We start from the raw sequence: 23,587 nt of genomic DNA, 5'->3' as shown, positions 1-23,587 counted from the left end.
GGGACCGCGCGCGCCCCCCCCCCCCCCCCCCCCCCCCCCCCCCCCCCGCGGGGGGGGCGGGGGGGGGGGCGCCCCCCCCCCCCCCCCCCCCCCCCCCCCCCCCCCCCCCCCCCCCCCCCCCCCGCTTCCTGGGAGTGGACGGAGAGCGCTAGCCCCCCTTGGCGGCCTTCCCGGTCCTGCTGACGATCAACCGGTAGATGCCCAGCACGATGATCGCGCCCACGATGGCCAGCAGCCACGTCCGCCACGACCAGAAGCTGCCCAGTCCGACGTGGAACACCCAGTTCCCGATCAGGCCACCGACGAAAGCCCCGACCACGCCCAGCAGCAAGGTGACGAGGATCCCGCCCGGATCCTTGCCCGGCATGATCAATTTGGCGATGGCGCCCACGATGAGCCCGAGAACGATCCATCCGATGATGCCCATGGCGCTACCCCTTCCTGCCTGGTGTGTGAACGCTGTGCCAGCGGCGCGGACCGCTGGTTCAGGCGTCCGGTGCTCGGGGCCTACCCCCCGATCGTGACGCTGATCGCGGATTCGCGCACCGCGAGCGACCGGCGACCACCTGCTTCGGGGAGAATGGGCGGTGATGGACACCGCGACCCCCGCTTCGAGCGCGCGCCCCGAATCCCCCGTCCCCGCGAGCGGCCAGGCAGGCGCCGCCGAGTCGAACGCCGCGCGCGGGACTCCGCGCAGCGTGCTGATCCTCGGTTCCACGGGGTCGATCGGGACCCAGGCGCTGGACGTGATCCGGAACAACCCCGGCCGGTTCCGCGTCGCGGGCCTCGCCGCCGGGGGCAGCGACCCGGCCGCGCTGGCCGCGCAGGCGCTGGAGTTCGAGGTCGAGGCGGTCGCCGTCGCCAAGGGCACCGCGGCCGAGGACGTACAGCTGGCGCTGTACGCGGAGGCGCAGCGGCTCGGCTACTCCACCGGCGGGTTCCGGATGCCGCGGCTGCTGGCCGGGCCGGACTCGACGACCGAGCTGGTGCAGAGCACCCCGGCCGACGTGGTGCTCAACGCGGTGGACGGCTCGCGCGGGCTGAAGCCGACCCTGGCCGCGCTGGAGACGGGCGCGACGCTGGCGCTGGCGAACAAGGAATCGCTGGTCGCGGGTGGCTCGCTGGTGCTGCGGGCGGCGAAGCCCGGCCAGATCGTGCCGGTGGACTCCGAGCACTCCGCGCTGGCGCAGTGCCTGGCGGGCGGCCGGGCCGACGAGGTGGACCGGCTGGTGCTGACCGCCTCGGGCGGGCCGTTCCGCGGCCGCAGCCGCGCGGAGCTGGAAGGCGTCACGCTGGAGCAGGCGCTCAAGCACCCGACCTGGGCGATGGGCACCGTCGTCACGATCAACTCGGCGACGCTGGTGAACAAGGGCCTGGAACTGATCGAGGCGCGGCTGCTGTTCGACGTCGGCTACGACCGGATCGACGTGGTGGTGCACCCGCAGTCGATCGTGCACTCGATGGTCACCTTCGTGGACGGCTCGACGCTGGCGCAGGCCAGCCCGCCGAACATGCGGCTGCCGATCGCGCTCGGCCTGGACTGGCCGAACCGGATAGCGAAGGCCGCGCCGCCGCTGTCGTTCACCGAGGCGTCCTCGTGGACGTTCGAACCGCTCGACGACGAGGCGTTCCCCGCGGTCTCGCTGGCCCGGCACGCCGGTTCCACCGGCGGCTGCCTGCCCGCGATCTTCAACGCGGCGAACGAGGAGGCGCTGGCCGCGTTCGTCGGAGGGAACAGTGGTTTCACCGGCATCGTGCAGACTGTGGAGCGGACCCTCGCGGCGGCCGACCAGTGGCGCGGTGAACCGCAGGGCGTGGACGAGGTCTTCGCAGCAGAGGAGTGGGCCCGAGTGAAATCCCGCGAGCTCGTAGCGGCAGGGAAGGTGCAGTGATGCTGGTCATCGTCGGCATCGTCCTGTTCTTCGTCGGACTGCTGCTGTCCATCGCCTGGCATGAGCTCGGTCACCTGCTCACCGCGAAGATGTTCGGCGTCAAGGTCACCCAGTACATGGTCGGCTTCGGCCGGACCGTCTGGTCGCGCAAGACGGCGGAGACCGAGTACGGGGTGAAGCTGATCCCGTTCGGCGGCTTCATCCGCATGATCGGCATGTTCCCGCCGAAGCGGGACGAGGAGTACGGGCGCACCGCCTCCTCCGCGCCGTGGCGGGTGATGATCGAGGACGCCCGGGAGGCCGCGGCCGAGGAGGTCACCCCCGAGGACGCGCACCGGCAGTTCTACCAGCGCAAACCGTGGAAGCGGATCATCGTTATGGCCGCCGGGCCGATCATGAACCTGATCCTCGCGGTGCTCATCTTCGCCGGGATCCTGATGGGCTACGGCAAGGCCGAGCTCACCACCTCGGTCTCGTCGATCAGCGAGTGCGTGGTGTCCGCCGACGCGCAGGACAAGGGCACCTGCCCGCCGGGGGCGCCGCCGTCGCCCGCCGCGGCCGCCGGGTTCCGGCCCGGCGACAAGATCGTCGAGTTCGACGGCAAGCCCTATGGCTCGTGGACGGAGCTGCAGAAGGCCATCCGCGGCTCCGCCGGCTCGGTCCCGATCGTGGTGGAACGCGGTGACCAGCGCCTCACCCTGCACGCCGACCTGATCCAGGACAGGCGGCCCGCGCTGGACGACCCGAAGCGGACCGAGGTCGTCGGATTCCTCGGGCTCACCCCGGACCAGGTCATGGTCCGCCAGGACGTCGGCGGCGTGGTCCGCACGATCGGCGGGTTCGTCAGCCTCACCGCGCAGAAGATCGTGGAGCTGCCGCAGCGGGTGCCGGACCTCATCTCCGCCATCGGCGGCAGCGAGCGGTCCGCGGATTCGCCGGTGGGCATCGTCGGGGCCAGTCGCATCGGCGGCGAGGTGCTGTCGATGGACCAGGTGTCGGTGGGCGCGCGGCTGATCACGATGCTGAACCTGCTGGCCGCGGTGAACCTCTCGCTGTTCGTGATGAACATGCTGCCGATCCTGCCGCTGGACGGCGGGCACATCGCCGGTGCGCTGTGGGAATCGGTGCGCCGCGGCTTCGCGAAGCTGGTGCGCAGGCCGGACCCGGGCCCGTTCGACACGGCGCGGCTGATGCCGCTGGCCTACGGGGTGACGTTGGTCTTCATCGCCTATTCGCTGCTGGTGCTCGTCGCCGACGTGGTGAACCCGGTGACGCTGATGTAGCGCTGCCGGGTGAACCGCCGGTGAACCCCGGGCGGCATCGCGCCGAGTGCCCTCCGTCGATCACGCCGGGTGATCAGTCCAGGGGTGAACCTTGCCCGTCCGGGGGAGTGGCTATCGGTATCGTGGTTCGGGGAACGGCGTGCGCCGGGTACCCGGAAGGCCACCCGGGGGCTTTCCCGGAGCGGTGGTGACGGGCTCGTCGCCGAGCCGTTCCGGCCGCGGGGCGCGGTACGAACCGCCTCGTCCCGCTGACACTCACGAGCGCATCCGCGCAGCGCAAAGGTGGAGAGGAATCGATGACCGTCGATCTGGGCATGCCCGCAGCACCCGCCCCGACACTGGGCGAACGGCGCAAGACCCGGCAACTGCAGGTCGGTGCGGTCGGAGTGGGCAGCGACCACCCCATCTCCGTGCAGAGCATGACCACCACCAACACCGCCGACATCAACGGCACGCTGCAGCAGATCGCGGAGCTCACCGCGTCCGGCTGCGACATCGTGCGGGTGGCCTGCCCGAGCGCCGACGACGCGGAAGCCCTGCCCGCGATCGCGCAGAAGTCGAAGATTCCGGTGATCGCCGACATCCACTTCCAGCCGAAGTACGTGTTCGCGGCCATCGAAGCGGGCTGCGCGGCCGTCCGGGTCAACCCGGGCAACATCCGCAAGTTCGACGACCAGGTCAAGGAGATCGCGCAGGCCGCCAAGGACCACGGCACGCCGATCCGGATCGGCGTCAACGCCGGCTCCCTCGACCCGCGGCTGATGAAGAAGTACGGCAAGGCCGTGCCGGAGGCGCTCGCCGAATCGGCCATGTGGGAAGCGGGCCTGTTCGCCGAGCACGACTTCCACGACATCAAGATCTCGGTGAAGCACAACGACCCGGTCGTGATGGTGCGCGCCTACGAGATCCTCGCCGAGCAGTGCGACTACCCGCTGCACCTCGGCGTCACCGAGGCCGGTCCCGCGTTCCAGGGCACGATCAAGTCGGCGGTCGCGTTCGGCTCGCTGCTGCGCCAGGGCATCGGGGACACGATCCGCGTCTCGCTGTCCGCGCCGCCGGTCGAGGAGATCAAGGTCGGCACCCAGATCCTGCAGTCGCTGAACCTGCGCCCGCGCAAGCTGGAGATCGTCTCCTGCCCGTCCTGCGGTCGCGCCCAGGTCGACGTCTACACCCTCGCCGAGGAGGTCACCGCCGGGCTGGAGGGCATGGAGGTGCCGCTGCGCGTCGCCGTCATGGGCTGCGTCGTGAACGGCCCCGGCGAGGCCCGCGAAGCCGACCTCGGCGTCGCCTCCGGCAACGGCAAGGGCCAGATCTTCGTGAAGGGCGAGGTCATCAAGACCGTGCCCGAGGCCAAGATCGTGGAGACGCTGATCGAGGAGGCCATGCGCATCGCCGAGACGATGGAGGGCGCCGAGGAGCAGGGCGAGGGCGCCCCCGTCGTCACCGTCGGCTGACCGCAGGCCCACGGGCCCGCGGCGGGAGCGATCCACCGCGACCGTGGCGGCCTGATGTCCGCGGAGCACTGCAGGCCCGTCGGGAGATCCGGCGGGCCTGGCTCGTTCGTGGGCGGTTCGTCCGGAGTCAGGGGCGGGCTGCTCGGCACGGAGCGTCATCGGTGGCCCCGATGACCGCGCCGTCGCTGCGCCATCCGGGTGATACCCGGAGGGATTGTGCTGGGTACGTCGGGTAGGGGAGCCTGCGAGCGGTCCGGTCTGGCAGTCTTTACCCGTGCTGAAGCTCGTCGGAGCCCGCCTGCTGGAGGATCGGGACGCGCCCCAGGTCCGCACCGCGCTGGGCAGGGACCCGGTCGCGGCCTGCATGGTGGCCTCCCGCGTCGAAGCGGCGGGACTGCGGCCCAGCAGGCTCGGCGCCGAGGTGTGGGGCTACGGCAGCAGGCTCGAAGGGCTCTGCTTCTCCGGCGTCAACCTCATCCCGCTGTCCGGCGGGCCCGACGCGATGCGCGCCTTCGCCGACCGGGTGCTGCGCCGCCGCCGGGTGTGCTCCTCGCTCGTCGGTCCCGCCGAGCAGGTGCTGGCGCTGTGGGACGAGCTCGCCGGCCAGTGGGGGCCCGCGCGGGAGATCCGCGAGGAGCAGCCGCTGCTGGTGCTCACCGGTGCCCCGGCGGTCCGCCCCGACCAGCAGGTGCGCCAGGTCCGGCCGGACGAGCTGGACCGGTACCTGCCCGCCGCGATCGCCATGTTCACCGAGGAGGTCGGCATCGACCCGTCCCGGGACGGCGGTGCCGCCGGGTACCGGGCGCGCGTCGCCGAGCTGATCGCCGCCGGTCGCGCCTTCGCCCGGTTCGAGAACGGCGAAGTCGTGTTCAAGGCGGAGATCGGCGCGATGTCCCAGGCCGCCGGCCAGATCCAAGGGGTGTGGGTGCACCCGGACAAGCGCAGCTCCGGGCTCGGCACCGCGGGCACCGCCGCCGTCGCCGACCGCCTCGTCCGCGGGCTGGGGCGCGCCGCGAGCCTCTACGTCAACGGGTTCAACATCGCCGCCCGGATCGCCTACAACAAGGTCGGTTTCCAGCAGTTAGGCACCTTCAGCACGATCTTGCTCTGAGTCCGGGCGGGACTCCCGGCGCCGCCGCCACCGGCCGGACGCGGGCGCCGATCGCGGGACGACGTTGCCCCATCGGACCCCACGAATTGCGCGAACGGGCCAACCTCGTCCGGGGGAACGGGTGGTGGGTTCGGAGCTGTCATCGTCTTAGGCATACTTCCGGGGGTGCGTTCTTCACGGATCTTCCCCCAGCGGCGCCCGCGGGCGAGGCTGCTCGCCGCGTGCACCGGACTGGCGATGACCCTGCCCGTCTCGGGTTGCGGCCTGTTCGATTCCGGGCCGTCCGCCCAAGAGGTCGCCACGGCGTTCCTGAACACCGTCGCCGCCGGGGACACCGCGGGCGCGGCCGGCCGGACCGACGCCCCGGAGAAGGCCCGGCAGGCCCTGGACGACGCGCGCGGCGAGCTGTCCCCGCGCGCGATCAACTTCAACGTGACCCAGGTCGTCGAGGACGAGGGCGGCGCCCCCGCCCGCGCCACCTTCGACGCGAACTGGGACCTCGGTGACGGTCGCGCCTGGCAGTACCGGGGCGCGCTGGAGCTCAGCGAATCCGACCAGGGCTGGAAGGTGCACTGGGCGCCGTCGGTGCTGCACCCGAAGCTCGCCGACGGCCAGCGGCTCGCGTTCGACGAGCAGCGCCCGGAACCGCAGCCGGTGCTCGACCGCGAAGGCACCGAGCTGATGCGGCCCGAGCAGATCGTCACCGTCACCCTCGACCCGCAGGCCGCGGGCGACCTGCCCGGCGTGGCCGAGCAGCTCGCCGCCGGGTTGCAGCCGGTGGACCCGGAGATCACCCGGCAGACCATCGTCGACGGCGTGAACGCCACCGAAGCCGGCCAGCCGTACGTGGTGGTGTCGCTGCGCCAGGACGATTACGACCGGGTGCGCCCGGCGATCTACGACCTGCCCGGGGTGCGGTTCCCGGCGCAGACGAAGCTGGTCGCCGAGGAGCGCGGGTACGCCGCGCAAGCCCTGTCCGGGGTGTCCGAGCAGGTCGACGAGCAGATCACCGCGAACGCGGGCTGGAACGTGCACACCGCGGACGCGAACGGTGCCCCGATCGAGGTCCTCCAGGAGCAGCCGATCCGGCCGGTGGACCAGGTGCGCACCACGCTCAGCGACCGGACCCAGCGGGCCGCGGAACAGGCCCTGGACCCGGTGCCGCAGGCCGCGATGATCGTCGCGATGCAGCCCTCCACCGGCGACGTGCTGGCGGTCGCGCAGAACGACCCGGCCGACGCCCAGGGCGCCCCGGCGCTGACCGGCCAGTTCCCGCCCGGATCCACCTTCAAGATCATGACCGCGGCGGCGGGCCTGGAGGCGGGCAAGGTGACCGTCGACCAGCCGGTGGAGTGCCCGGCCAGCAAGGTCTTCGACGGCCGCACCATCCCGAACGACAAGGACTTCGACCTGGGCGTCGTGCCGTTGCGCACCGCGTTCGCGAAGTCCTGCAACACCACGTTCGCGCAGCTCGCGGTGGATCTGCCCGCGCAGGCGCTGACCGACATGGCGAAGCGGCTCGGCATCGGCGTCGACTTCGACGTCCCGGGCATCACCACGATCACCGGCCAGGCGCCGCCCGGGGAGAACACCACCGGCCGCGCCGCGAACGGCTTCGGGCAGGGCACCGTGCTGACCAGCCCGTTCGGGATGGCGTTGGCCTCGGCGACGGTCGCGAACGGGTCGATGCCCATCCCGAAGTTGATCGAGGGCGCCGAGACGAAGGCCGACTCGCAGGTGGCTCCGCTGTCGCCGCAGGTCCTGGACCAGTTGCGGCCGATGATGCGGGAGGTCGTGCTGTCCGGGACGGCCACCGCCGTAGCCGGGGAGGGCGAGGTCGCGGGCAAGACCGGCACCGCGCAGTTCGGCGACGGCACGCATTCGCACGGCTGGTTCGTCGGCTACCGCGACGACCTGGCGTTCGCGGTGCTGCTGGAGGACTCGGGCGAGTCCAAGCCCGCGGTGCAGGTCGCGCAGAGCTTCCTGTCGAACGTGCCCTGACCGGCCGCGCGGCGGACGTCGAGATCATCCGTTCGAGTGAGTCCGCGGTCGATCTTCAGGTGCTACTTTGTAGCGCATGGAGCGGATCGGGGTGCGCGAGCTGCGGCAGAACGCCAGCCGGTACCTGCGCCGGGTGGCGACCGGGGAATCGATCCTGATCACCGATCGCGGACGCACGGTCGCGGTGCTCAACCCGCCGTCGCGCGAGCGCTCGCTCTACGACGAGCTGATCGCCGCCGGGGAGCTCATCCCCGGCGACGGCGGTGACCTGCCGGAACCGCTCGACGCGGACGGTCCGCTCGGCGACGACCGAGGTGAACGGGAGCGGCATTGATCTACTTCGATTCCTCCGCGCTGGTGAAGCTGATCGCGCCCGAGCCGGAGAGCGTGGCGCTGAGCGAATGGGTGCGGGCCCGCCTGGAGCAGCCCCGCATCACCAGCGCCATCTCCCAGGTGGACGTGCTGCGCACGTTCCGCGAGCAGGGACCGGCCATCGAGGACCTGGCCACGATCGTCCTGTCGAAGCTGGACCGGCTGCCGGTGAAGCAGGACGTGCTGGACGGCGCGGCGGCGCTGCGGTCGCGGGTGAGCCCGCTGGAGGCGATCCACCTCGCCTCCGCCTGCAAGCTCCGCGAAGGCCTGCACGCCTACGTCTCCTACGACGGGGCGCTGCTGGCCGCCGCCGCGGAGGAAGGTCTCGCCACCGCATCACCGGGGGCTTGACCAGCGGAGATCGTGCCCGGGGCGGGGCGGTCGGGGCCGAGTGGCACGCTCTAGAGTGAAGGGCATGCCCGTACGCGCACCGTTGCAGCCAGGAGTCCAGACGCCCCGCCGGCCGGTGCCGGTGACGATCGAGCGGCCCGAGTACGTCGACAAGCCCGCTCCGCGGCGCAACACCGACCCGGACGTGCAGCCGCCCGAGGTGATCGAGGCGATGCGCGTGGCGGGCAGGCTGGCCGCGCAGGCGCTGGAGCTGGCGGGCAAGACGGTCCAGCCGGGCGTGACCACCGACCGCGTGGACGAGGTGGTGCACGAGTTCTTCGTGGACCACGGGGTGTACCCGTCGACGCTCGGCTACCGCGGTTTCCCGAAGTCCTGCTGCACCTCGCTGAACGAGGTGATCTGCCACGGCATCCCGGACTCGACGGTGATCGAGGACGGCGACATCGTCAACGTCGACGTCACCGGGTTCGTCGGCGGCGTGCACGGCGACACGAACGCGACCTTCATCGCGGGCGAGGCCTCCGAGGAGGTGCGGCTGCTGGTGGAGCGGACCCACGAGGCCACGATGCGCGGCATCAAGGCGGCGAAGCCGGGCCGCCAGCTCAACGTGGTGGGCCGCGTCATCGAGTCCTACGCGAAGCGGTTCGGCTACGGCGTGGTGCGCGACTTCACCGGGCACGGCATCGGGCGTTCGTTCCACTCCGGGCTGGTGGTGCTGCACTACGACGAGCCGTCGGTGCAGACGGTGCTGGAGCCGGGCATGACGTTCACCATCGAGCCGATGATCACGCTCGGCACCCACGAGTACGACCTGTGGGAGGACGGCTGGACGGTGACCACGCAGGACAAGTCGTGGACCGCCCAGTTCGAGCACACCATCTTGATCACCGAGGACGGCAACGAGATCCTCACCCTGCCGTGAGCGGGTTGCTCGTCGCGGGCACGACCTCGGACGCGGGCAAGAGCGTGCTGGTCGCCGGCATCTGCCGGTGGCTGGCGCGGGAGGGCGTTCGGGTGGCGCCGTTCAAGGCGCAGAACATGTCGAACAACTCCGTGGTGTGCCCGGACGGCGGCGAGATCGGCCGCGCGCAGGCGGTGCAGGCCGCGGCGTGCGGGCTGGCGCCGTCGGTGCGGTTCAACCCGGTGCTGCTCAAGCCGGGCGGGGACCGCACCTCGCAGGTCGTGGTGCTGGGCCGGGTCGCCGGGGAGGTCACGGCGCTGTCGTACCGGGAGCGCAAGGCGGCCCTGCTGGAGGTCGTGTCGGCGACGTTGCAGGAGCTGCGCGGCGAGTACGACCAGGTGATCTGCGAGGGCGCCGGGTCGCCCGCGGAGATCAACCTGCGGGCCACCGACATCGCGAACATGGGGTTGGCGCAGGCGGCGGGCTTGCCGGTGCTGGTGGTCGGCGACATCGACCGGGGCGGGGTGTTCGCCGCGCTCTACGGCACCTTGGCGCTGCTGGACGCGGCGGACCAGGCGCTGGTCACCGGCTTCGTGATCAACAAGTTCCGGGGCGATCCGGCGCTGCTCGAATCCGGGCTGGCGCAGGTGAAGGCGCTGACCGGGCGCCCGGTGCAGGGTGTACTGCCGTGGTCGGAGGAGCTGTGGCTGGACGCGGAGGACTCGCTGTCCTACGTCGCCGACGGCGTGGTGGGCAGCCCGGCGCCGCCGCGCGGTGACCAGTGGCTGCGGGTGGCGGTGCCGAAGCTGCCGCGCATCTCGAACGCCACCGACATCGAGGCGCTGGCCGCGGAACCGGGCGTGGCGGTGCGGTTCGTGACCGAGCCGTCGCGGCTGACCGACGCGGACCTGGTGGTGCTGCCCGGGTCGAAGGCGACCGTCTCGGACCTGGCGTGGCTGCACCGCACCGGGCTGGCGGACGCGGTGCTCGCGCACGCGCGGGCGGGGCTGCCGGTGTTCGGGATCTGCGGTGGTTTCCAGATGCTGTCGCGGCGGATCACCGACGAGGTGGAGTCCGGCGGCGGCGTCGTGGACGGGCTGGGCCTGCTCGACGTGGAGATCGAGTTCGCGGCGGAGAAGACGCTGCGCACGCCGAGCGGCACCGCCTTCGGCGAACCGGTCACCGGCTACGAGATCCACCACGGCGTCCCGGTGCGGCCGGGCGACGCGCTGACCCCGCTGCTGGAGACCGGGTCGGGCCCGGAGGGCGCGGTGGACGGTGCGGTGGCGGGCACGCACTGGCACGGGCTGTTCGAGAACGACGCGTTCCGCCGCCGGTTCCTCGCGCACGTCGCCGCGCAGGCGGGGCGGGACGGGTTCACCGCCGCGCCGGACGTGTCGTTCGCGGCGCTGCGCGAGGGGCAGCTGGACCTGCTCGGCGATCTGGTGGAGCGGCACCTGGACACCGGTGCGCTGCGGCGGCTGCTGGACCGCGGTGCGCCGTGCGGGTTGCCGGTGATCGGTCCCGCGGCGATGCGTGCGGGGGAGTGACGCGGGTAACGTCGTGGGCATGGCGACTGAATTCTCCGCGGACGAAGCGCAGGCGCGGCTGCCGGAGCTGCTGGACCGCGTGGAATCGGGGGAGGAGATCGTCATCACCCGGTTCGGGGCGCCGTCGGTGGCGCTGCACCGCGCGGGTTCCCGCCGCTCACCGGAGGTGGTGAGCGCGGGCGTGCTCACCGCGGCGTGGCTGGCGCCGATCGCCGGCGGTGCGGTCGCGGACGCCGGGTTCGACGTGGGGACCGACTACTCGCCGGGCGAGGTCGGCTTCTCCGGCTGAGCGCTGAGCGAGTCGAGCAGCTCGTCGAGGAAGCCGCCCGCTTCGGTCGCGGCCCGGTGCGCGTCGCCGGAGCGCACCGCGTCGAGCAGCGCGGTGTGCGAGACCTGGGTGACCGAGGCCGGGTCGAAGGTGGTGGCGACGCTGGACTGCACCGCCTCGCTGATCCCCTCGTAGAGCCCGATCAGCAGCACGTTGTGCGAGGCGGCGACGAGCCGCAGGTGGAACCGGGTGTCCTTGTCGACGACCTGCTCTGGGTCCCGCTGCTCCAGCGCCGCGTCGCGGGCCGTCAGCAGCGCGTCCAGTTCGGCGAGGTCCTCGTCGGTGCGGGCGGCGGCGGCGAGCCGGGCGGCCTCGACTTCCAGGGCGCGGCGCACTTCGAGGATGCGGCGCAGTTCGGAGCCGCAGAGGCGGCGCACGGCACCGGAGAGCTCGTTGGTGGCGCGGACGAAGGTCCCGTCGCCTTGGCGCACTTCCAGCAGGCCGGCGTGGGCGAGGGCGCGCACCGCCTCGCGGACCGTGTTGCGGCCGACGCCGAGGGCGGTGACGAGCTCGGATTCGGTGGGGATGCGTTCCCCCAGCGGCCATTCCCCGGAACTCACCAGGGTGCGCATCTGCGCGATGACCTGCTCGACCAGACCCGTGCGCTGGGTGGTGACCAAAGGCACTGAAGGGTCCTTTCATCCAAACATCCTATGTTTGCCATACTAGGCGGCGATGTCTCCTGAGTCGCACACCCAGCCCCCGATCGACCGAGTTCCCGACGACCGTGTGACCGACCAGGATGCCAGGACGGCGGCGCACGCCGTGTCCGGTACCCCGGCCGACGACGCCTCCAGGCCGGCCGCGGCCGAGGCGTTGGTCAACGAAGGCGCCGCCGAGACGATGGCGCCCCGCGGCCGCGCCGTCGCGGGCGGCGGCCTGCTGCTGGCGGGCGTGGCGCTCGCCGCGGCGAACATGCGGCCCGCCGTCACCAGCCTCGCCTCCATCCTCGGTGAGGTCCGCGATTCGCTGGGCGCGGGCAGCACGTGGGCGAGCATCGTGACCTCGGTGCCGACGCTGTGCTTCGGCCTCGCCGGGATCGGTGCCCCGCTGCTCGCCCGCCGGTGGGGGATGAACCGGGTGGTGGGCGCCTCGCTGGCGCTGCTGACCGCCGCGATGATCGCCCGCGTGCTCGGTGGCCCGTGGACGCTGCTGGCGGGCACCGTGCTGGTGTGCGCGTCGATCGCGATGTGCAACGTGCTGATCCCCGTGGTGGTGAAGGAGTCCTTCCCCGGGCGCGTCGGCTTGGCCACCGGGCTCTACACGACGGCGATGGCCGCCGGTGGCGCGTCCGGTTCGGCGCTGACCCCGTACCTGAACTCGGCGACCGGGAGCTGGCGGCTGTCGCTGGCGACGTGGATGGTCGTTGCGCTGGCCGCGCTGTGCCTCTGGGTGCCCGGCACCCGCGGACACGGCTCGAAGGCCGTCGCGGCGCCGAAGGGCGAACGCCGGTCGCTGATGCGCAACCCGCTGGCCTGGCTGATCACGTTCTACTTCGCGATGCAGTCGACCGTCGCCTACGTGGTGATGGGCTGGCTGCCGGAGGTGTTCAAGGGCGCGGGCATGGACGCGACCTCGGCGGGGGCGCTGCTGGGCGCGCTGCTGCTGATCGGCGTGCCGATCAACATGGTGCTGCCGCCGCTGGTGACGCGGACTCGCGGGCAGTCCGGATGGGCGCTGCTGCTGGGCGTGCTCATGTTCGCCGGGCTGCTGGGGTTGCTGATGGCGCCGCTGGCCGCACCGGTGCTGTGGGCGGTGCTGATCGGGATCGGGATGAGCGCGTTCCCGCTGGCGCTGGTGATGATCTCGCTGCGCACCCGGAACGCCGCCGACACCGGGCAGCTCTCGGCGATGGCGCAGAGCATCGGCTACCTGATCGCCGCCTCGGGCCCGTTCCTGTTCGGGATGCTGCACGACGTGACGGCGGCCTGGGCGGTGTCGCTGGTGGCGTTGCTGATCATCGTGGTGGTGCAGACGGTCGTCGGCATGCTCGCCGGCCGCCCGCGCACGATCTGACCGGGGTCCCTGAACTCGGGTCGCTGAGTGCTCGGGCTGCGTGCTGGGTCGCTGCTCAGCGGTTTCGCCGCTGACAGGGAACGACCGAGGCTCGCCGGCCGGATTCGAAGGGTGAACTGAGTGAACGGACCGTTCGTCCCTCTCGTTGGACGGACGGTCCGTTCGCTCGTGTTGGTGGGAGTGCGCCGTTTCAGCGGGCGAGGTTCTGGTGTCAGGAGGGCGGGCGGAGCAGTTCCGCGTTGCTGCGGCCCACGGCTCGGGTGAGCTCGCCGAACGCCGCCTCGCTGAAGCTGAGCGTCAGCCCGTCCTCGCCGCGGCCCCGGAAGTCCAGCTGCACCGAGCGGTCGGTGTCGATCTCGTAAGAGATCCGCACGTGCTCGGACAGGCACACGTAGGTATCGCTCTCGACTGCTCGCTGTTCGCGCATCCGGGTTCCTCCTGGTTTGCGGTGTATCGGTACAGTTCACGGAAGATCTTCATGTAAGCCGCATAGTTAGGCTTGCCGGATAAATAGAACACAGGTTGTGGTCTATTGTCGGTCCCCTGATCAGGTAGCCAATGGATCAGCCGGAGGAGATTTCGTGCCCACAGGCCGCCAAACGGTCGAGCGCCGCCAGCTGGGGCTGACGCTCCGCCGACTCCGACGTGAAGCAGGGCTGTCCCAGCAAGAGGCGGCTCGCGCGATCAACCGGCACTACACCCGGATCAGCCACCTCGAATCGGCGAAGGCCTCGCTGAGCATCGATGAGCTCGGGTTGCTGCTCGACCGCTACGGAGTGTCCGACGCCGACCGGGAAACCGTGCTCGCGTTGGGCGCGGTGGCCCGGAAGCGGCAGCGCGGGAAGGGCTACACCGACCAGCTGCCCAAGTCGTTCGAGCGGCTGGCCGACCTGCAAGCCGATGCCGCCGCGATCGGCTTCTACGACACCGGGATCGTTCCGGGGCTCGCGCAGTCGCAGGACTACATCGTCGCGCTGATGCGCGCGGCCGATGGGATCTGGTGGGAGGCGTCGGAGGACGAGATCGAGCGCAGAGTCGCATTCCGGCTTCAGCAGCAGCGACGCGTGCTGGAGGCGGAGGAGCCGAAGCAGATCGACTTCGTGCTGACCGAATCGGCGCTGGAGGAAGTGGTCGGGAGCCCGGAGATCATGCGTGGCCAGCTCCTCCACCTTCTCCAGCTAGGTGAACGTCCGTCGGTGAGCATTCGAGTCCTGAGTAGGGCGACCACCTCGAAGTTCCTCCTCGGCGGCGGTCTCGTCACGCTGGACTTCGCCGGGAACGCGCCCCGCATCGCCTGCGCCGGTTCGCACGGGCCCTGTACGTACCACGATCAAGAGGTGGAAACTGCGTCCATGTTCCGGGCTTGGGAGACCGTTCGAGAGCTCGCCCTTGATCCGGAGTCGGCTCGTGCCCTGCTCATCGAGAAACTGAAGGATCTGAAGTGATGCGCTACGACACCGGGTGGTTCAAGAGCAGTCGCAGTTCGGCCTCCTCCAACGTCTGCGTCGAGGTTCGCCTGACGGATCGGGCGGTGTCCGTGCGGGATTCGAAGGACCCGGAAGGCGGTGACTTCACGGTGGATCACCGGGCCTGGTCGGCGTTCCTCCGGCACCTCACCGCTCCCGACGTCACCGAGTGAACGGTCCGTTTATCCAACGGGATCGGGGCCTGTGACGGCCGGGCGTCGGCGGGATCGTCGTGGACGATCGGGTGCGATGGGATCACTAGTTGAGGAGCCCGCATGAGGTGTCACGACACCGGGTGGTTCAAGAGCAGCCGCAGTTCCGCGCAGGGGCAGTGCGTCGAGGTCCGCCTGACGGATCATGCGGTGTCGGTGCGGGATTCGAAGGACCCGGACGGCGGTGACTTCACGGTCGATCACCGGGCCTGGTCGGCGTTCCTCCGGCACCTCACCGCTCCCGACGCCACGGGGTGAACGGACCGTTCGCCCGAGGAGAGGGGACGAACGGTCCGTTCACTTCGGCGGCAGGCGGTGGAGTTCGACGTCCGCCAAGGCTCCGCCGGTGACGGTCGCCGTCTGGTAGGTGCAGTGCGGCTGGCGGCGGCGGTCGGTGGGGGAGCCGGGGTTGAGCAGCCGCATCCCGTTCGGCGTCGTCGAATCCCACGGGATGTGGCTGTGGCCGAACACCAGCACGTCGGTGTCCGGGAAATCCCGGTCGCAGCGGCGTTCCCGGCCCTGCGCCGCACCCGTCTCGTGGATCATCGCGAAGCGCACGCCGGCCAGCTCGACCCGCGCCACCTCCGGCAACCGGCGGCGCAGCTCCGCGCCGTCGTTGTTGCCGAAGACGCCGACGAGCCGCGCGCTGCGGGACTCCAGCTCGTCCAGCAGCGGCGGCTCCACCCAGTCCCCGGCGTGGAAGACGACGTCGGCGCGCGCCACCTCCTGCCACACCTGCTCGGGCAGCGCCTTCGCGCGCTTCGGCAGGTGGGTGTCGGCGATCAGCAGCAGGCGCACGGTCACTCCGGCTGCAGTTCCAGGCCCAGCAGGGCGTTCTCGATGAGCTCCGGCATCGCCGGGTGGATCCAGTACTGGCCGCGGGCCATCGTGCGCGCGTCCAGGCCGAACTGCATCGCCTGGATCAGCGGCTGGAGCAGCGTCGGCGCCTGCGGGCCGATGATGTGCGCGCCGAGGATCGTGCCGTCCGACGGATCGGCCAGCAGCTTCAGGAAACCGGTGGAGTCCTCCATCGCCCAGCCGTAGGCGATGTCGCCGTAGGCCTGGATCTTCGTGACGTAGTCGACGCCGCGCTCCCGGGCCTCCTGCTCGGTCAGCCCGACCGCCGCGATCTGCGGGGAGGAGAACACCGCGTGCGGCACGTAGGTGTGGTCCGAGTCGATCAGCTCGTCCGGGTGCAGGAGGTTGTGCTGCACCACCCGCATCTCGTGGTTCGCGACGTGCTTGAGCTCGTGGTCCGAGCTGATGTCGCCCAGCGCCCAGACACCGTCCACCGAGGTCCGCTGCTCGGCGTCCACCTGGACCTTGCCGTCCTCGCGGACCTTCAAGCCGCCGGCCGCCGCGTCGATCAGGTCCGAGTTCGGGGTGCGGCCGATCGCGACCAGCAGTTGCTCCGCCTCCACGACCTCCGGGCCGTCGGGACCGTCCAGGTGCAGCCGCACCACGTCGCCGTCCTGCTCCACCGACGTCTGCTTCCGGTTCAGCCGCACGTCCCAGCGGGCCTGGGCGAGCTCGGTGAACCGCTGCGCCACGTCCTCGTCCTCGGCGCGCAGCAGCGCACCGGACCGGGCCACCACCGTCACCTCGACGCCCAGCGCCGAGAACACGTGCGCGAACTCGGCGCCGACGAACCCGCTGCCCAGGATGATCATGCGTCGGGGCAGTTCGTCCAGCCGCATGACGCTGTCGCTGGTCTGGAAGTCGACCCGCTCGATGCCCGGCAGGTCCGGCAGCGTCGGGCGCCCGCCCGCGGCCACCACGAACCGGTCCGCGGTGATCGTCTCCGGGCCGTCCGCGGTCGCCACGGTGAGCTCCTTCACGCCGGTGAAGCGCGCCTCGCCCTGGAACAGCGTCACGTTGGAGCTGCCCTCGGCCCGGTAGCGGCGGCCGCCGTCGGAGATCGCGTCGATGCGGCCGAAGATCCGGTCCCGGATCTCGCGCCAGCGCACGTCCCGCAGCTCCAGGTCCACGCCCAGCTTCGCGCCCACGCCGGGGCTCGACGCCGTGTCCGCGGTGTGCACGAACATCTTCGTCGGGATGCAGCCCACGTTCAGGCAGGTGCCGCCGTAGTTCCCGGTGCTGCCGACGCCCTTCTCCACGATGGCGACGTTCCAGTCGTCGAACCGCTCGTCGAGGATCGAATTGCCGGAGCCGCTGCCGATGATGATCAGGTCGAAGTGAGGCATGTCCATCCCGTGCTCGTCGTGGGCGCGCGGTGCGCTCGGCGCACCTCGACGTACAACCGCGCGGGGCGCCCGCTGATTCCAGCAGCCTGCCACGGACCACGAGCCGAGCCCCGCCGAGGCCCGCCGAGCCGAGCCGGGCGGAACGGGCGGAACGGACAGTCCGGACCCTTGTTTAACTACCACGTAGGTTTACCCCGGATCTCCTGCTCTGGTCTGTGGACCCCGCCCGATCAAGATCACTAACTTGGTCCTCGCATCGCTGTGCGCAATGCCGGAACGGGTGCGGCCGCGCGGCGATCACGGGGAGGCACGAGAAGCAGGGATGACCACCAGGGGGTGTCATCCCTGCTTTTTCCTGTTTCTGGTGTGGGTCGTTCTGCTCGGTGGCGCCAGTGGCGGAACCTCAGCGGTTCCCTCGCTGCGGGATCGTTTTCACCGGTGGCTTCGCCACAGGAGAGAACGCTGTCCTCGCGAGGGAACCGCTGAGAACCCGCGGGTGGTCCTGTTGCTCGGGTGGTCGCTGGCTCAGCGGCTCCGCCGCTGATAAGGCGGTGGCGCCGGTGCTCGCCGGTCGGTGGTCCGAGCAGGAAAGCAGCAGGGCCCGCGACCTCCTGGTCACGGGCCCCGTTCGCTGCTTCCGTCAGCCGTTCAGGCCTCGTTCGATCGAGGCGATGATGCGGGGGCGCAGCTGGGCGACGCTGACGATCTCGTCGACCGAACCGACCTCCACCGCGCGCTGGATGCTGTGCACCCGGTCGAACTCCGCGGCGACCTCGCCGAGCTTCTCCGCCCGCACCGAGGACTGCACCTCCGCCAGCTGCGCGTGCAGCGCCGCCCGCTCCGCGCCCGTCGCCTCGCCCGCGCTCGCCTGCAACGCGGTGACCCGCGGATCGTTCGCCGTGCGGTTGTTCACCTCACCGGAGAACACCACCGCCGCCGCCGGGGCACCGCCCAGCACCGACGCGAACGAACCCTCCAGCGCCAGCACCGTCATGTTCGGGTTCAACGCCTTCGAGAACACCACGAACGCGCCGCCGTGGTACCGCGAGATCACGCAGAACACGATCGGGCCGTCGAAGTTCACGATCGCCCGGCCGATCTCCGCGCCGTACTCCAGCTGGAGCTTGCGCATCGACTCCGGCGAACCGTCGAACCCGGACAGGTTCGCCAGCACCACCAGCGGCCGGTTCCCCGACGCCGCGTTGATCGCCCGCGCCGCCTTCTTCGACGACCGCGGGAACAACGTGCCCGCCGTGTAGGTGTCCGGGCCGTCGGTGGGGGGGAACCCGCGGCGCTGCACCGACCGGGACTCGATGCCCAGCAGGCACACCGGGTGCCCGCCCAGGTGCACGTCCTGCACCGCCGCCGTGTCCGCGTCCGCCATGCCCGCCCAGCGCTCCAGCACCGGGTGGTCCTGGTCGGACAGCGCGCGCATCACCGTGCGGATGTCGAAGGGCTTCTTGCGGTCCGGGTTGTGCTCGGCCGAGAAGATCTCGCCGACCGTGCCGAAGTCGCCGCCGAACTCGTGCGGGTAGGGCGAGACGTCCCGGTCCGCCGGGTCGGTCGTCGCGGCCGCGCGCGGCGCCGACTCGCCCGGCACCACGTAGGTGTGGTCGTAGTGCGCCATCAGCACGTCCCGCGCCGCGGGCAGGTTCGGCGCCCAGTACTGCGCCTGGCCGTTCGGCCCCATCACCCGGTCGTAGCCGCCGATGCCGAAGTTGTCCTCCGCCGACACGCCGCCGGAGAAGTCCAGCGACTGCTTGCCGGTGAGCACCATCGCCGAGTCCGGCGTCATCACCAGGATCCCCTTGGTGTGCATCAGCATCGTCGCCTCGGCGTTCCAGTACGGCTGCGCGCCGACCGTGATGCCCGCGACCACGATGTTGATCTCGCCGCCGTCCTGGGTGAACCGCACGATCCGCTTCAGCGCGGCCGCCACCCAGTCCATGTTCTCGGTCCCCGAGGACATCGAGATCCGGGCGCCCGCCGACAGCGCGAACCACTCCAGCGGCAGCCGCAGCCGCTCCGCCAGGTCCAGCGCCGCGATCACCCGCGCGCACTCCGGTTCGGACAGCGCGCCCAGCGCCTTCGTCGGATCGCCCAGCAGCACCACGCGCCGCACGCCCTCCGGGTGACGCTCGGTCGGGGTGGAGACCACGCCCGCCACGATCGCCGCCGAGTTCTTCCCGCGCGGCCGGTCCACCGGCACCAGCACGCCGTCCTCGTCCAGGTCGTGCTCGACGAAACCGCCCGCGTCCCCGGCCAGCATCCCGGTCAGCTCGTACGGGTAGGTGGTGCCGCGGCGCGCCGCGCGCAGCACCTTCTGCCGGTAGTCGTCCAGCGGCAGCACCGGCTCCGCCGACGGCTCCTCGATGTGCAGCCGCGGTTCGCGGCCACCGGCCAGGTCGATCCGCACCGCCATGTCGGTGAGCTCGCCGTTCTCCCCGCGCTGGCGGGACAGGAAAACGACCTCCTCCAGCCCGGCGCCGGCCGTCGTCGGCAGGATCCGCTGCACCAGGGTGTTCAGCTCGTCCGAGGTGAACTCCGTCGGCGGCCACACGTACATCAGGATCCGGTTGGTGTCGAAGCGCTTCTTCGCCGGGCGCTGCGCCTGCACCGTGCGGATCGCGTCCATGCACCCGGCGAGGATGTCCTCCACCGCGGGCAGCGCCACCAGCCTGCCCTCCGCGTCGCGCAGCGGGGTCAGGTCTCGCACCTGCGCCATCGCGACCAGCCGCTCGTCGGACGGGTTCTCCCGCGCGACGCACTTGAACAGGTAGACCTCCTCGTCCGCCGACGGCAGCCGGGTCAGGTCGAACTCGCGCAGCCGCTCCAGCTGCATCCGCTGCGCGATCAGCGGGTGCAGGCCGCGGATCAGCCGGTCCTCGGCGAACCCGGCGTGCTCGTCGCGGCGGAACGTGAAGTGGTGGTGCATCACGGCTCCGCCGGTGCCCGCGACCGTGGTGGTGATGCGGCCGACCTCGGCGGGAAGCGGCTGCGCCGCCAACACCTCGCCGAGCCGGGCCGCCACCGCGTCCGCGTCCGGCTGCCCCTCCCACTTCACGTACAGGTCGGCGACCACGTCCGCACCGTCCGGGCGGTCCACGGCCAGCTCGCCGACCGCGCGCACCGCCTCCGGCAGCTCGCCGAAGTCGACGGCCGTGGTGACCAGCCGGGTCACGCCCTGCGCACCGGTGTGCTCGGCGGTGACGAACCGGCAGCCCGCGGCCTCCCGCGACGTGACGCCGGAGAGCCCGCGGTTGCCGTAGTAGCGGCGGGTCAGCACCTCCAGCAGCGGGGTGTGGTCGTGCCCGCCGCGGCCCATGCGCTGCCCGAGCAGCCGCACCAGCGGCTCGGCGCTGGCGACCATCTTCGCGATCCGCTCCGCGCGGTCCGCGGCGTCCGGGTGCTCGTCGAGGTGGCGCAGCTCGGCGCGCACCCCGGCGTACACCTCGGCGCGGGTGCGGCGCAGCAGCGGCTGCGCGAACCAGCGGAACACCACGCCGCGCGCCAGGTCCGACACCGCGGGGAAGCGCACCTGGGTGGCCTTGATGACGTGCTCCAGCGCCAGCCCGGCGCGCTCCCGCAGCTCCTTCGCGGGCGGCGGCTCGGCGATCCAGCGCCGCAGCAACGCCGAGATGATCTTGACGTCGGAGGCGGCGCGCTGCTGCGCCAGGAAGATCCGGAACACCGCCGACTCCAGCTCCGGCGTCCGCTCCAGGTCCGTCACGTCGTAGTGCGCCAGCACCCGGCGCAGCCGCTCCTCGAAGCCGCTGCTGACCCCGGCGCGCTCGACGTCCAGGCTCTGCAGGTAGCTGTGGAAGTACTCGCGCGGGCTGTGCACCGGACCCGGCTCGTCGTCCACGTCCCCGGCCGGCTTGTTCCGGCTCAGCTCCGAGAGGTCCGCGAACACGCCCAGCAGCTCGACCTCGCCCTCGGTCACCCCGGGCGCCGCGTCCGGCTCGGTGCGCGCCGCCAGGTAGCCGCTGAGCACCCGCTCGCCGTCCTGCGGATCCACGTCGAAGCCGAGCAGCAGGCCGCGCAGGTCCCGCAATCCGGCGGCGGCGCGCTGCGCGGCCGACACGCTCGTCGGCTCCGCGGGCAGCTCCACGTCCACCGCCGCGGACTCGTCGGCCTCCTCGGCCGCGTCGTCGTCGGCCAGCGGCTCCAGCCGCATCAGCGGCGCGCCCGTCTCGACCTGGCTGCCGGTGGACACCGGCAGCTCCCGCACCCGCGCCCGGAACGAGGCGCGCAGCACGGTCTCCATCTTCATGCTCTCCAGCACCAGGATCGGCGCGCCCGCCTCGACCTCGTCGCCGACGGCCAGCGGAGTCGCCACCACCAGCGCGGGCGCGGGGGAGCGGACCACGCCGCCCTCGTCCCGGGTGATCCGGTGCGCGACCCCGTCCACCTCCACCAGGTGGATCGGGCCGTGCGTGCCGGTGACCAGGCGGAACCGGTGGCCGTTCACGGTGATCCGGCCGCTGTGCTCGTCGAAGCGGTCGATCTCCACGTCCGCCGGGTGCACCGGGCCGCCACCGGAGATCGCGACGCGGAACCGCTTGTGCCCGACCCGGGCGACGCCCACCTGGTAGCCGACGCCGCGCAGCTTCAGGTCCAGCGGGCGACCCGTCTCGTGCTGCACCTGCGGCCTGCCGCCGAACGCGGTGGACAGCAGCCGCTGCCGCGCCGCCTCCTCCTCGTCCTGGTAGGCCTCGATGGCCGCCGCCGCCAGCGCGATCGCCGAATGCCGGTGCAGCACCAGCCGGCCGTCCTCGCGCACCCGGTCGATCCAGCCGGTGTCGGCGCTGCCGTCGATCACCTCCGGCTGGTCCAGCAGGTCCAGCACGAAGCTCTTGTTCGTCGCCCCGCCGTCGATGATCACCGTGGTCTCGGCCATCGCGCGGCGCAGCCGGGCCAGCGCCTCGTCCCGGTCCCGCCCGAACGCGATGATCTTCGCGATCATCGAGTCGAAGTCCGCGGGGATCGTGTCGCCCTCCGACACCCCGGTGTCCACCCGGATGCCCGGGCCGGCGGGCAGCAGCAGGCGCGCGATGCGCCCGGGGGAGGGGGCGAAATCGCGGTCCGGGTCCTCGGCGTTGAGCCGCGCCTCCACCGCGTGCCCGCTCTCCGAGGCGCACAGCCCGTCCAGCGAGCCGCCCGCGGCCACGTGCAGCTGCAGCTTCACCAGGTCGGTGCCGGTGGTGATCTCGGTGATCGGGTGCTCCACCTGCAAGCGGGTGTTGACCTCCAGGAACGCGAACAGCTCCTCGCCCGGGTGGTACAGGAACTCCACGGTGCCCGCGCCGCGGTAGTCCACCGCCAGCGCCAGCCGCTCCGCCGAGGCCTTCAGCTCCGCGGTCTGCTCCGGGGAGAGCACCGGCGAGGCCGACTCCTCGATGATCTTCTGGTTGCGCCGCTGCACCGAGCAGTCCCGCACGCCCAGCGCCACCGCGGTGCCCTGGCCGTCCGCGATGACCTGCACCTCCACGTGGCGGGCGCCGGTCACCAGGCGCTCCAGGAACACCACGCCGGAACCGAAGGAGCGCAGCGCCTCCTGGCTGGTGCGCTCGTAGGCGTCCGCCAGGTCCGCCGCCGAGGTCACCTTGCGGATGCCGCGACCGCCGCCGCCCGCGGTCGCCTTCAGCATCAGCGGGTAGCCAATCCGCTCACCCGCGGCCAGCGCCTCCGCCGCGGACGCCACCTCGCCGCGGGACCACGGCGCCACCGGCACGCCGACCTCCTCGGCCAGCAGCTTCGCGCCGATCTTGTCGCCGAGCCTGCGCATCGCCTCCGCGCTCGGGCCGATGAAGGTCACGCCGATCCGCTCGCAGACCTCCGCGAACGCCGGGTCCTCGGCGACGAATCCCCAGCCCACCCAGGCCGCGTCCGCGCCGGTCTCCAGCAGCGCCCGCTCCAGCACCGCGTGGTCCAAGTAGGGCCGGGCCGAAGCCGGGCCCAGCGAGTAGGCCACATCGGCCTCCCGCACGAACGTCGCGGTCCGGTCGGCGTCGGTGTAGAGCGCGACCGTCTCCACCCGCTTGCCGGTCTCCGCGGACAGATCCCGCACGGCGTGGATGAGCCGCATCGCAGCCTCTCCACGGTTGACGATGGCGACACGACTGAACACCGGATGAGCCTCCTGATTGCCACGCACAACAGGCGACGTCCCGTCCCCGGAGCGTCGCCTGCACCTGCCCTACACACTGCTCCGTCACACGCGGGTGTACCAATGTCCGCACCGGCGCATGCCGGAGCCGAGACTTTGTAGGAACCCGCCAAAAAACTAGCCGAGCGCCACCCCGGAACTCCCCGGAAGGCCGGTCCAGCACACGAATTCGCGGCAGAACCCGCGAGATCGGCGAGATCGGCTCGCCGCCGCGTTGCGCCACCCGCAGCAACCCGCACCGCCGCGCGGACCGCCCGCACCGCCTCGCGGCGGGGCC

20 protein-coding genes are annotated in these 23,587 nt (G+C 71.7%); 14 read left to right on the top strand and 6 right to left on the bottom strand.

Annotated features, from left to right (window positions below; translation table 11 throughout):
• Nucleotides 1–148 precede the first annotated feature (148 nt).
• Nucleotides 149–427 (bottom strand): GlsB/YeaQ/YmgE family stress response membrane protein, encoded by a 279-nt coding sequence (locus LCD35_RS21480; protein ID WP_224956838.1) that lies wholly within the window; start codon nucleotides 425–427, stop codon nucleotides 149–151.
• Nucleotides 428–698: 271 nt separating this feature from the next.
• On the opposite strand from LCD35_RS21480, the gene dxr reads away from it, so the two are divergent.
• From dxr to LCD35_RS21430, 10 genes are all read left to right on the top strand, one after another.
• Nucleotides 699–1,892, top strand: a complete 1,194-nt coding sequence (gene dxr / locus LCD35_RS21475; protein ID WP_224956846.1) for a 1-deoxy-D-xylulose-5-phosphate reductoisomerase — start codon at nucleotides 699–701, stop codon at nucleotides 1,890–1,892.
• The gene (locus tag LCD35_RS21470) at nucleotides 1,892–3,175 is read left to right on the top strand and encodes an RIP metalloprotease (protein WP_224956836.1); all 1,284 of its coding nucleotides are present in this window, start codon (nucleotides 1,892–1,894) and stop codon (nucleotides 3,173–3,175) included. Before dxr ends, LCD35_RS21470 begins: the two co-directional genes overlap by 1 nt.
• A 296-nt stretch (nucleotides 3,176–3,471) precedes the next feature.
• Nucleotides 3,472–4,629: a flavodoxin-dependent (E)-4-hydroxy-3-methylbut-2-enyl-diphosphate synthase gene (gene ispG / locus LCD35_RS21465; RefSeq protein WP_224956835.1), complete on the top strand. Its 1,158-nt coding sequence runs from the start codon at nucleotides 3,472–3,474 to the stop codon at nucleotides 4,627–4,629.
• A gap of 274 nt (nucleotides 4,630–4,903) precedes the next feature.
• A complete protein-coding gene (locus LCD35_RS21460; protein WP_224956834.1) occupies nucleotides 4,904–5,740 on the top strand; it encodes a DUF4081 domain-containing GNAT family N-acetyltransferase in 837 nt (278 codons plus the stop codon).
• Between the two features lie 165 nt (nucleotides 5,741–5,905).
• The gene (locus LCD35_RS21455; protein ID WP_308015826.1) at nucleotides 5,906–7,741 is read left to right on the top strand and encodes a penicillin-binding transpeptidase domain-containing protein; all 1,836 of its coding nucleotides are present in this window, start codon (nucleotides 5,906–5,908) and stop codon (nucleotides 7,739–7,741) included.
• Between the two features lie 76 nt (nucleotides 7,742–7,817).
• Nucleotides 7,818–8,075 carry a type II toxin-antitoxin system Phd/YefM family antitoxin gene (locus LCD35_RS21450; protein ID WP_224966997.1) on the top strand — a complete coding sequence of 86 codons (258 nt, stop codon included), beginning with the start codon at nucleotides 7,818–7,820 and terminating at the stop codon, nucleotides 8,073–8,075.
• Nucleotides 8,072–8,464: a PIN domain-containing protein gene (locus LCD35_RS21445; RefSeq protein WP_224956832.1), complete on the top strand. Its 393-nt coding sequence runs from the start codon at nucleotides 8,072–8,074 to the stop codon at nucleotides 8,462–8,464. The genes LCD35_RS21450 and LCD35_RS21445 overlap by 4 nt, the downstream gene beginning before the upstream one ends.
• Nucleotides 8,465–8,528: 64 nt before the next feature.
• Nucleotides 8,529–9,386, top strand: a complete 858-nt coding sequence (gene map / locus LCD35_RS21440) for a type I methionyl aminopeptidase (RefSeq protein ID WP_224956831.1) — start codon at nucleotides 8,529–8,531, stop codon at nucleotides 9,384–9,386.
• Nucleotides 9,383–10,915: a cobyric acid synthase gene (locus LCD35_RS21435; RefSeq protein ID WP_225044739.1), complete on the top strand. Its 1,533-nt coding sequence runs from the start codon at nucleotides 9,383–9,385 to the stop codon at nucleotides 10,913–10,915. The genes map and LCD35_RS21435 overlap by 4 nt, the downstream gene beginning before the upstream one ends.
• 19 nt (nucleotides 10,916–10,934) lie before the next feature.
• Nucleotides 10,935–11,204: a type II toxin-antitoxin system Phd/YefM family antitoxin gene (locus LCD35_RS21430; protein ID WP_225044738.1), complete on the top strand. Its 270-nt coding sequence runs from the start codon at nucleotides 10,935–10,937 to the stop codon at nucleotides 11,202–11,204.
• Here LCD35_RS21430 and LCD35_RS21425 read toward each other — a convergent pair.
• The gene (locus tag LCD35_RS21425; protein ID WP_224956828.1) at nucleotides 11,171–11,869 is read right to left on the bottom strand and encodes a FadR/GntR family transcriptional regulator; all 699 of its coding nucleotides are present in this window, start codon (nucleotides 11,867–11,869) and stop codon (nucleotides 11,171–11,173) included. The two genes, LCD35_RS21430 and LCD35_RS21425, sit on opposite strands and share 34 nt — an antisense overlap.
• 103 nt (nucleotides 11,870–11,972) lie before the next feature.
• On the opposite strand from LCD35_RS21425, the gene LCD35_RS21420 reads away from it, so the two are divergent.
• Entirely contained in the window at nucleotides 11,973–13,259 is a 1,287-nt protein-coding gene (locus LCD35_RS21420; protein ID WP_224956827.1) for an MFS transporter, read from the top strand.
• Nucleotides 13,260–13,470: 211 nt separating this feature from the next.
• Here LCD35_RS21420 and LCD35_RS21415 read toward each other — a convergent pair whose 3' ends face one another.
• Entirely contained in the window at nucleotides 13,471–13,686 is a 216-nt protein-coding gene (locus LCD35_RS21415) for a hypothetical protein (protein ID WP_224956826.1), read from the bottom strand.
• A gap of 154 nt (nucleotides 13,687–13,840) precedes the next feature.
• On the opposite strand from LCD35_RS21415, the gene LCD35_RS21410 reads away from it, so the two are divergent.
• The 3 genes from LCD35_RS21410 to LCD35_RS21400 all read left to right on the top strand — a co-directional run bounded on the left by LCD35_RS21410 (nucleotide 13,841) and on the right by LCD35_RS21400 (nucleotide 15,195).
• The gene (locus LCD35_RS21410) at nucleotides 13,841–14,704 is read left to right on the top strand and encodes a helix-turn-helix transcriptional regulator (protein WP_225044737.1); all 864 of its coding nucleotides are present in this window, start codon (nucleotides 13,841–13,843) and stop codon (nucleotides 14,702–14,704) included.
• Nucleotides 14,704–14,898 carry a DUF397 domain-containing protein gene (locus LCD35_RS21405; protein ID WP_225044736.1) on the top strand — a complete coding sequence of 65 codons (195 nt, stop codon included), beginning with the start codon at nucleotides 14,704–14,706 and terminating at the stop codon, nucleotides 14,896–14,898. Before LCD35_RS21410 ends, LCD35_RS21405 begins: the two co-directional genes overlap by 1 nt.
• A 102-nt stretch (nucleotides 14,899–15,000) precedes the next feature.
• Nucleotides 15,001–15,195 carry a DUF397 domain-containing protein gene (locus tag LCD35_RS21400; RefSeq protein WP_225044735.1) on the top strand — a complete coding sequence of 65 codons (195 nt, stop codon included), beginning with the start codon at nucleotides 15,001–15,003 and terminating at the stop codon, nucleotides 15,193–15,195.
• Between the two features lie 39 nt (nucleotides 15,196–15,234).
• On the opposite strand, the gene LCD35_RS21395 is transcribed toward LCD35_RS21400, so the two are convergent.
• From LCD35_RS21395 to LCD35_RS21385, 3 genes are all read right to left on the bottom strand, one after another.
• Nucleotides 15,235–15,735, bottom strand: coding sequence for a metallophosphoesterase (locus LCD35_RS21395; RefSeq protein WP_225044734.1), 501 nt, complete (start codon nucleotides 15,733–15,735; stop codon nucleotides 15,235–15,237).
• Nucleotides 15,736–15,737: 2 nt separating this feature from the next.
• Entirely contained in the window at nucleotides 15,738–17,141 is a 1,404-nt protein-coding gene (locus LCD35_RS21390; protein ID WP_225044742.1) for a mycothione reductase, read from the bottom strand.
• A gap of 640 nt (nucleotides 17,142–17,781) precedes the next feature.
• Nucleotides 17,782–23,271 carry a biotin carboxylase N-terminal domain-containing protein gene (locus LCD35_RS21385; protein ID WP_225044733.1) on the bottom strand — a complete coding sequence of 1,830 codons (5,490 nt, stop codon included), beginning with the start codon at nucleotides 23,269–23,271 and terminating at the stop codon, nucleotides 17,782–17,784.
• Between the last annotated feature and the right edge of the window lie 316 nt (nucleotides 23,272–23,587).

Source organism: Saccharopolyspora sp. 6V (assembly GCF_020176785.1).
Lineage (GTDB): Bacteria > Actinomycetota > Actinomycetes > Mycobacteriales > Pseudonocardiaceae > Saccharopolyspora_C > Saccharopolyspora_C gregorii.
The sequence above is the reverse complement of the archived record's forward strand: the minus strand, read 5'-3'. Positions and strand labels throughout refer to the sequence as shown.

What these genes read in the sequence shown, in the direction of transcription:
- LCD35_RS21480 (WP_224956838.1), bottom strand. Translation starts at nt 427, where the DNA reads ATGGGCATCATCGGATGGATCGTTCTCGGGCTCATCGTGGGCGCCATC.
- LCD35_RS21470 (WP_224956836.1), top strand. Translation starts at nt 1,892, where the DNA reads ATGCTGGTCATCGTCGGCATCGTCCTGTTCTTCGTCGGACTGCTGCTG.
- ispG (WP_224956835.1), top strand. Translation starts at nt 3,472, where the DNA reads ATGACCGTCGATCTGGGCATGCCCGCAGCACCCGCCCCGACACTGGGC.
- LCD35_RS21450 (WP_224966997.1), top strand. Translation starts at nt 7,818, where the DNA reads ATGGAGCGGATCGGGGTGCGCGAGCTGCGGCAGAACGCCAGCCGGTAC.
- map (WP_224956831.1), top strand. Translation starts at nt 8,529, where the DNA reads ATGCCCGTACGCGCACCGTTGCAGCCAGGAGTCCAGACGCCCCGCCGG.
- LCD35_RS21430 (WP_225044738.1), top strand. Translation starts at nt 10,935, where the DNA reads ATGGCGACTGAATTCTCCGCGGACGAAGCGCAGGCGCGGCTGCCGGAG.
- LCD35_RS21415 (WP_224956826.1), bottom strand. Translation starts at nt 13,686, where the DNA reads ATGCGCGAACAGCGAGCAGTCGAGAGCGATACCTACGTGTGCCTGTCC.
- LCD35_RS21405 (WP_225044736.1), top strand. Translation starts at nt 14,704, where the DNA reads ATGCGCTACGACACCGGGTGGTTCAAGAGCAGTCGCAGTTCGGCCTCC.
- LCD35_RS21400 (WP_225044735.1), top strand. Translation starts at nt 15,001, where the DNA reads ATGAGGTGTCACGACACCGGGTGGTTCAAGAGCAGCCGCAGTTCCGCG.
- LCD35_RS21390 (WP_225044742.1), bottom strand. Translation starts at nt 17,141, where the DNA reads ATGCCTCACTTCGACCTGATCATCATCGGCAGCGGCTCCGGCAATTCG.